The organism is Peptostreptococcus sp. (assembly GCF_977045075.1).
On the sequence record NZ_CDRRTB010000118.1, the window covers coordinates 1 to 3,280 of the forward strand.

The 3,280-nt window shown below is 31.0% G+C and carries 4 protein-coding genes; all 4 read right to left on the minus strand.

The window, feature by feature from the left end; genetic code table 11:
- Positions 1 to 161, minus strand: a 161-nt coding sequence (locus ACW6OJ_RS07685; protein WP_456096234.1) for a VOC family protein, incomplete at its 3' end; no start/stop codon positions are given.
- 26 nt (positions 162 to 187) lie between these two features.
- On the minus strand, positions 188 to 805 hold the full coding sequence (locus ACW6OJ_RS07690; protein ID WP_456096231.1) for a DNA alkylation repair protein: 618 nt from the start codon (positions 803 to 805) through the stop codon (positions 188 to 190).
- 546 nt (positions 806 to 1,351) lie between these two features.
- Positions 1,352 to 2,095 (minus strand): CPBP family intramembrane glutamic endopeptidase, encoded by a 744-nt coding sequence (locus ACW6OJ_RS07695; RefSeq protein ID WP_456096232.1) that lies wholly within the window; start codon positions 2,093 to 2,095, stop codon positions 1,352 to 1,354.
- A 379-nt stretch (positions 2,096 to 2,474) separates the two neighbouring features.
- On the minus strand, positions 2,475 to 3,280 hold an 806-nt coding region (locus ACW6OJ_RS07700; protein ID WP_456096233.1), incomplete at its 5' end, for a phytoene desaturase family protein.

Sequence of the window (3,280 nt, forward strand, 5' to 3'; positions counted from 1 at the left end):
TCCAAAGGAAATAGTTCAAACTTTGTTCCCGGAGTATCAAAAAAGCATACTGATGGATTATTATCTCTGCAATCAGTCTTATATCCTAAACCATCTCTATAAAACTTTATTGACCTTTCCATATCTTTCACACCTAAACAAATACAAGTAATCTTGTTCATCGTTACCTCCTATAAATTCTTATTTGTCATACAATCAATTTACTTGCCAACTTGTAAACTTGTTTTATATCTTTACTATTAATATCCCAACCATCAAGTTCTTCTTTAATTAACTCTGGAAATTTTTTGCTAATATCCCTCAAAGAATTGCCAACTGATTTTCTAACATATTCACTGGAATCATCTTTTAATGCTGCAATTCGTCTGATAGCTTCGTTTGGATTTTCTTTAAAATATGGTCTGCTTGTCCATATTCTTAATCCTTCTGTTACTGCTCTCCTTGTATTAGGATTATTATTTTTTAACCATTCATCAATTACTGGAAGTGCTTTTTCATATCCTATTTTCTTGCAAAATTCATCAAATGCCTTTGCCAATACTTCCTGAACTCTCCAATTATCATCTTTGGAAACTTCATCTCGCATAAATGCTAAAATATCATCTTGTTCTGATAAGTATCCAAAAAGAAATACACCGTACATTCTAACTTGATATACATTGGATTTATAAGCTAAAAATGCCATTTTTTTACTATGCTCATTATCATTAGATTTGTAATCGGCAAAGGCCCTTTTTTCTTCCTCTTTGAAGCCATTTTCTATCAAAGAAAATTCTTTTTCTAAACTCGCAATATATTCTTTCATGAAGCTTCTCCTCCTAGATAAATTTCAATTTGTCTTTGTTTAAAAATAAATCTCATTATATAATTCCATAAACCCTTTAGCAAACTTCGCGATAAGTTCATGATCAAGTGCAGTGGCTAAGGGTTCTTCATTATTTTCTTTATATGCAATGCATTCACATGCTTCACTTCACCCTTTAATTTTTTATTGTTCTAGCCATAGAATAAGCCTTAGTTTTCTACATTTTATTTAAATCTTGAGTGTCATTGTGGTTTTGATACACCCTCAGTCAGCAGTAAGCACGTAGCCAATCGAAATTCGATTCACTCGTTCTCTTGGGTAGGCTTTGTATGGGCAGTACCATCTTTTAGTTTGTGTAAGTACCCGACTTAACTAAAAGAGTAACTGCCTCAACATGTGATAATATTTTTCTTTTAAACTAATAAACAAAATGCAATGAAAATCATTTTAAAATGATACTGTAGAACAGAAAGATTTTCGCCAGTTCCAAAAGAAACTACATTCATCACTCCACTTTAAATTATAATAGATATCCTGATCTAAATTTTAAAATGTTGTTTCCTTACTAATTCTATTACTCGCCAATATAGTATAAATTAAATAACCAATAAAAATGATACTAAAAATAACATTAATTTTTAACACAAAATAGAGATTTAACAAATTTGCGAACGCATGAAATAATATACAGTATCCCACAGATTTCGTTTGACGGTAAAGAAGTCCTAAAACAAAACTTAAAAATAATGTATATATAAAAAATAAAACAAAAGGAAATCCTTGATGACTTTCTCCAACTATAAACCATAAAGGCAGATGCCAAATTCCCCAGATTGAACCTACAATCAAATTAGATTGCCAATAAGTATATTTTTTATCAAGTAAGGGTTGTAGTATACCTCTCCATCCTAATTCTTCATGTCCACCACCAAAAAAAATTAGTTGTATAAAGAATAATGGCATTAGATAAATTGATACTCCATTCAATTCTAAGGAAGATACAGAAAATAGTATCAAGATTGCTAACAAATGAATAATGAAATAAATACTACTATTTTTTCTTTTATTAAATACAAAATGTTTAAATTTTATATTATTACTTTTCAAATAAAAGCCACTTGCAATAGCTGGACCAAGTGCACCTACTATATGTAATATTCTCCCTGTAAATGTTTCTAATCCCAAAATATGAGATTGAGTAAAGATGGCAAGAAGTCCCCAAGCTATATAAGTAATTCCAAATGTACAATAAAGATAATTTTTTAAATTCTTTTTGTCAATTTCTGTCATTTTATCACCCTTATCTTGATTATTTTATGAATAACATTTTTACTGCTTCTTAGTTGCTGTCGATTATAACTACCTATATTCTATCACAAAAACACACAAAAGCCTTACAATCAAGGCTTTTCATTATTGATTCATACCAAGCTTTCTAGGCTTTCACTAGCAAAGCTACACACTCAGCGGTTCGCTGTTACCATATCATTTCGTCGTAATCTCCTCACTCTACGACAGCTATCGCATGGGCAGTATCACTGCTTCCACATGGATTGAGTGAACACCAAGTATGTCAAGTAGTTGCGTTCGTATGCGTGAACATATCCACATACCTTTCAACGATAACATAAGGTTATCGTTAAAAGGTATTACGTCGACAAACTGAGCTTTATCTACTAGATTTCATAATATCTATAGCAAACTTTCCACTTGCAGCAGCAATAGGAAGTCCTCCACTAGTTTGAATCCATTGACTTGCTAGATACAAATTATTTAAACCTTTAATAGTGCTCTTAACATACTTGTTTTTATATCCTTTCTGTGGATTAAAACTCATGTAACCCCCTTTATATGCATTACACCAAGTTGTAAATGTAACTGGAGAATATGTTCCAAGTACGATAAGTTTCCCTTTAAGCTGAGGGAACTTTTTTTCAACCCTTAATCTCAATTCTTCTGCAATTCTCTGTTTTTCTTGATTATATTTCTCTTTATTATCTTTTAAACCAAACCAGTAATCATAATTTTCAGCATTTTGTAAAACATTACACTGAATAACTCTCTTTCCCATAGGAAATAGTGTTTCATCATAATTATAAACACGCATTCCACAAAAATTGTGTGTTTCTCCTGCAACATCATATTCGTCACAAGGAAAAATAATGCTTCCTTCAGGTAATTTCAAATCCGCTTCAGTAACTATTCCAAATGCAACCTGATAACCTGTATTAGAAACATAACCATCCGGATTCTCATACATGTACCTAAGATTTTTTTCCAAATATCCTTCATCAATTAAATCATAGAAAAGAGAATGCGGATCTGCACACCAAATATAGTTATCTGCATTGATAACCTTTCCATTATTACCAATAATACTAACAATCTGCTTATCTGCAATATTTATTTTTTCAATATTAACACCTAAATGTAGTTTTCCACCCAAAGATTCAAATTTTGCAAGCATTCTGCTAA

What these genes read in the sequence shown, in the direction of transcription:
- ACW6OJ_RS07690 (WP_456096231.1), bottom strand. Translation starts at nt 805, where the DNA reads ATGAAAGAATATATTGCGAGTTTAGAAAAAGAATTTTCTTTGATAGAA.
- ACW6OJ_RS07695 (WP_456096232.1), bottom strand. Translation starts at nt 2,095, where the DNA reads ATGACAGAAATTGACAAAAAGAATTTAAAAAATTATCTTTATTGTACA.